5 protein-coding genes are annotated in these 4,366 nt (G+C 28.9%); all 5 read right to left on the bottom strand.

Annotated elements, in window-relative coordinates:
* Window positions 1–317: 317 nt before the first annotated feature.
* The 5 genes from QM495_RS07595 to QM495_RS07575 all read right to left on the bottom strand — a co-directional run bounded on the left by QM495_RS07595 (window position 318) and on the right by QM495_RS07575 (window position 4,168).
* The gene (locus QM495_RS07595; RefSeq protein WP_408671508.1) at window positions 318–761 is read right to left on the bottom strand and encodes a hypothetical protein; all 444 of its coding nucleotides are present in this window, start codon (window positions 759–761) and stop codon (window positions 318–320) included.
* Window positions 762–1,456: 695 nt separating this feature from the next.
* A complete protein-coding gene (locus tag QM495_RS07590) occupies window positions 1,457–2,254 on the bottom strand; it encodes a hypothetical protein (RefSeq protein ID WP_408671507.1) in 798 nt (265 codons plus the stop codon).
* 181 nt (window positions 2,255–2,435) lie between these two features.
* On the bottom strand, window positions 2,436–2,843 hold the full coding sequence (locus QM495_RS07585; protein ID WP_408671506.1) for a hypothetical protein: 408 nt from the start codon (window positions 2,841–2,843) through the stop codon (window positions 2,436–2,438).
* Window positions 2,844–3,493: 650 nt separating this feature from the next.
* A complete protein-coding gene (locus tag QM495_RS07580; RefSeq protein WP_115882780.1) occupies window positions 3,494–3,823 on the bottom strand; it encodes a helix-turn-helix domain-containing protein in 330 nt (109 codons plus the stop codon).
* A gap of 3 nt (window positions 3,824–3,826) precedes the next feature.
* Window positions 3,827–4,168 (bottom strand): type II toxin-antitoxin system RelE/ParE family toxin, encoded by a 342-nt coding sequence (locus QM495_RS07575; RefSeq protein ID WP_408671505.1) that lies wholly within the window; start codon window positions 4,166–4,168, stop codon window positions 3,827–3,829.
* Window positions 4,169–4,366 lie beyond the last annotated feature (198 nt).

The raw sequence follows: 4,366 nt of genomic DNA, 5'->3' as shown, positions 1-4,366 counted from the left end.
AAAATTTTTAATTTGAAAGGTTCGCTGTAACGTCTAGTTACTCTGTCATTTTTATACATATACTTGTGGTTTAGTGTATACATATTTCAGGACGGGTCACTATTAATGGCAACGGTTTGTATAACGTTTCGTAACGGGAAAAACACGTAGTGCTTTTCCGATTAAAACCAAAGATAGTAAATAAGCGTGAAATTCCGATAGGAATTTCAGCCGTTATGAACGTTATACGTTGTTGGCAACCGTTTTTTATTTCAGATTATGGTTTATTCAGTCCGCCATTTTAAGTGATTGAAATTAAAATTTAGTTATTATGGAATTTAAAAAAACATTAAAAAATAAGAGTAAACAATCAATGATAAAATGGATAATAACAAACAAAAATATGTCAATTTTTCGGAAGTTTTATAAAGCCAATTTGTTTTTACATATTCAGATTGGTAAGTTTTTCCGTCACGGGTCTGAATGTAATCTAATAGTATATTCGCCCGAGCAACCGCTGATTTACGATAAAGCTTTAATTCTCCGTATTGCGTTATTAACGAAAAAAGGATACATAGTCCGAATAATAGAACTGTAGAAAAGAAAAATGTTTTAGTAAGTTCACATTTTATATTTTCAGGTCTAAATCCGACAAAAATAGCAAGAAAACCAATTGATAAAGTTGTTATAGTTTTTTGAAATGCGTAAAAGCTTTCAATTGATTTTATTTGATAGTAATCAAATTTTTCAACTCTTTTATTTTTTCCTTCTTCTGTTATCATTTTTTATAGTGTGATTGGTAATGGTTGCCAACGGGTTAGTGCATGAAAAGTAGCGAGATTGAAGTCGAAATTTTCATAGCTTTAATTTTTGTTTAAATTTAGTTTAATTTTTCTTTTAATCATAGAATAAGCAATTTTTTATGCGCATTGTTGTGTTTTAGTAGCTTTACAATCTGGTGAGAAAAAATCGTACCGTTCCAACTTTTAATTCCGTAATGATTGTCAAACTCGGAAATGTTTTCAGTTTAGTTACAATTATTCATTTATGGATTTCGTTCAGCTTATTTCTCCGCTGTTTTGCTTAAATCAAACCGATTTAATGCTCAAACTCCGTTTTGATAGGGAAATCTGACCGTTTCAACTTTTAATTCCGCAATTGTGCTCAAATTCGTACCGATTCAATTCTCAATTCGATAGAGTAGGAGTTAAGTTAAATTTATCCTGTTTTTCAATCTTTTTTCGTTTCAGCTCTCAACTCCGACAGCTTAATTATTCTGACAGTTCTTAAACTACTTTAAAACTCAGATTGTGGATTTCAGACCTGAAATCCGCTATTAAACACAACGGTGAGTATATGGTTTGTGGCGGTTTTTGAAACACAAATCTTTCAACTTATACCGATGTTTATTTATTGTTAAAACGTTCAAATCCAGCACTTAACCGCCATAAACTATATACATTGTTATAACCTTTTATTAATATATTTTTATCTTACTGTCTTTATCAGAACTAATTGTGTAATATGTATATTCGTCATCATACTCATACCATTTATAATTAACCCTTTTAAATCTAAAATCTCTAAATGTTTGTGAAAGTGTTGTTTGAAAATCTTTTTTGTTTTTGTTTGAAGCAAAAATTCCACCAGTAAATTGAAGTGTTGTTTTTCGAGAACCAAAACTCTTAACTTCTATATTTTCTTCCCAAAGTTTATTTTTAAGAATTTTTGCATAATTTGCTCTAATCTTTGGAAACTCTCGTAATTGTAAAGATTTTAAGTTTTGTTCAATACTCTTTCCCAATTTCTTTATTTTTAGATTTTCGTGATTTTTTGCTTCTTCTGCCATTTTTCCCCAAGTTGAGAATAAAGCAACTTCAATAGTTAATGAAGTTACTTCTCCTCTATATTCAGAACCGTTAAAAGATTTAATACTTTTTAATTCTACTTGAAGCCTTTCAATTTCCTTTTCTATCGCCAGTTTCTTTTCAACTATCGCAATACTGTCTCTTCTTATTTTTTCTTTTACATTGGCAATACTATCTTTTACAAATTTATCTCTTCGAATAACTTCAATCAAACTATCTGCTTTCATTAACAGAAACTGAGATTGATTATAGTTATCATCGCTTTCTGATACTTTCTTAAATTCCGTTATGCTTTTATCATAATCTTTGTTATCAAAAAGTTTTTTACCTTCTTCAAAGTGGTTTGTGCAACTCGCAATTACTAATAATAGTAATAATCCGAATAATTTAATTCCTAAATGTTTCATTTTATTCCTTTCTGTTTAATTGGTTATAACGGTTTGGCTATGCTTAGTTGCGACAATTTAGCACTTAACTTTCTAAGTACAAAACCAAGTTGGAAAAATCAGAGATTTTTCCAAAGTAGAACAGAACTAAGCAATTAAGTATAGCCGTTGTTGTAAACTGTGCTTTTGTTAGTTCTGTTATTCAGCAGTATTTTTTTAGTTTTAATAACTCTTTTGTAGATTTCAAATATCGATTAATCAAATCATCGGGTCTTAAATATCCCCATTCCTCATAAATTTCGTGTTGCTTTTTTATTTCCAATTCCGCCATATCGTGATAAATCCAGAATTTAGAGTTTTCATCTAAAATCAGCGTTATCATTTTTACAATTCTATTTTCGTCGTTTAAATCTTTATGTTCAGTTATTTCAGTCATATATTCAATTCCGCAATCAATTAAAACGTTTTTTAATTTAGAAACTAATTCATTTTGGAAAACACTAAAACCAGAATCGTCTAATTCTAAAGATTTTTTCCAATGAATAATATGGTTTTCATTCCATTCTTTTCGTTTGGACGAATTAAATATTTTCTTAAATATATTTCTCAATGAATTTCGATTTTCGGCATTGTTTACAACGGGTTAGTGCATGAAAAGTTGCGAGATTGAAGTCGAAATTTTCATAGCTTTAATTTTTGTTTAAATTTAGTTTAATTTTTCTTTTAATCATAGAATTAGCTATTTTTTATGCGCATTGTTGTAATTTGTAGCTTTACAATTTGGTGCTAAAAATCTTTCCGTTTCAACACTCAATCCGTAATGATTGTCAAGCTCGGAAATATTCTCATTTTAGTTACCCTTTTTTATTTATAGATTTCGTCCAGCTCATTTCTCCGTTGTAATGCTAAAATCGAACCGTTTCATTGCTCAAATCCGTTATAATGATAAAATCCTAACCGTTTCAACTTTTAACTCCGCAATTGTGCTCAAATTCGTACCGTTTCAATTCTCAATCTTTTTGCGTTTCAGTTGTTAACTCCGACAACTCAATTAATCGGCTAGTTCTTAAACCACTTTAAAACTCAAATTGTGGATTTCAGACCTGAAATCCGCTATGAATTACAACGGGTTAGTATAACCAAAGTTTTGTTTTGGTTTTTGCAATTTTTCGTTTTATAAAACTAATAAAATTAGTATTAAGAAACATTCTATTTTACTAAATGCAACAATTTTGGTTATACATTGTTGCCTGTAGTACTTTATGCTACTTTAAATTCTCCCTCGTTCATTTCTATGCTAAATTTCACATTAGCTTTGAGAGCTTTAAATACTTTCAAAATTGTCTCAATTGTAACATTTCTCGTATTTCTCTCAAGTTTCGATATTTGAGATTTTTGCACTCCAATTAATTCTCCTAATTGTTCTTGAGTTAAGTGCCTTTCTTTTCGTACAGATTTTATCATATCTCCAAGAATCTCAATCTTTAAATCAAACTCATATTTATCTCTTTCAATTGTTCCAACTTCTCCAAGATGTTTATCTTTAAGTTGGTCTAAACTCATCATTTTCATTTTTTTAGTAGTTTCCATTTTCTAAAGTTTTTTTTGATTAAAATATTCCACTCTCAATTTTTCAGCTTTTTGAATATCTCCCTTTGGAACTTTACTCACTTTTTTAATAATTCCGTGAGTTGATATTACTAACGTTTCAGTTTTCTCTGTTTTGTCCCAAAAAGCAAAAAGTCTAATTTGAACTCCGTTATACTTTGTTCTAAATTCCCAAATTTCATCTTTTAGTTTTTTAAAAAGTTTAGGATCATTTATTAATTTAGCTTTGTCAATATTGTAGAATATTTTCGTTCTCGTTTTATTGTCTAAATTTTCCACAAACTCAATAGCTTGTTCTAAAAATATAACATCAAATTTAGGTTTCATTCCTTTTCTTACTATTTAGACGACAAAGTTAGTGAAAAGTTTCAATATATGGAAACTATTTTGTGTTTTACGATTTTCAATCGTATTACAGGCAACGGTTTAGTACATGAAAAGTTGCGAGTTTAAAATCACAATTTTCCGATGTTTAAAATTAGTTTTTTTATTTGTAATAATTTTCAATTTAGTTAGAAATAAGCA

The sequence above is a fragment of the Lutibacter sp. genome (genome assembly GCF_046055765.1).
Lineage (GTDB): Bacteria > Bacteroidota > Bacteroidia > Flavobacteriales > Flavobacteriaceae > Lutibacter.
Note: the sequence above shows the minus strand (reverse complement) of the source record. Positions and strands in the feature narration are given on the sequence as shown.

Coding starts and splice junctions, on each gene's coding strand:
- QM495_RS07595 (WP_408671508.1), bottom strand. CDS start 761: ATGATAACAGAAGAAGGAAAAAATAAAAGAGTTGAAAAATTTGATTAC.
- QM495_RS07590 (WP_408671507.1), bottom strand. CDS start 2,254: ATGAAACATTTAGGAATTAAATTATTCGGATTATTACTATTATTAGTA.
- QM495_RS07580 (WP_115882780.1), bottom strand. CDS start 3,823: ATGGAAACTACTAAAAAAATGAAAATGATGAGTTTAGACCAACTTAAA.
- QM495_RS07575 (WP_408671505.1), bottom strand. CDS start 4,168: ATGAAACCTAAATTTGATGTTATATTTTTAGAACAAGCTATTGAGTTT.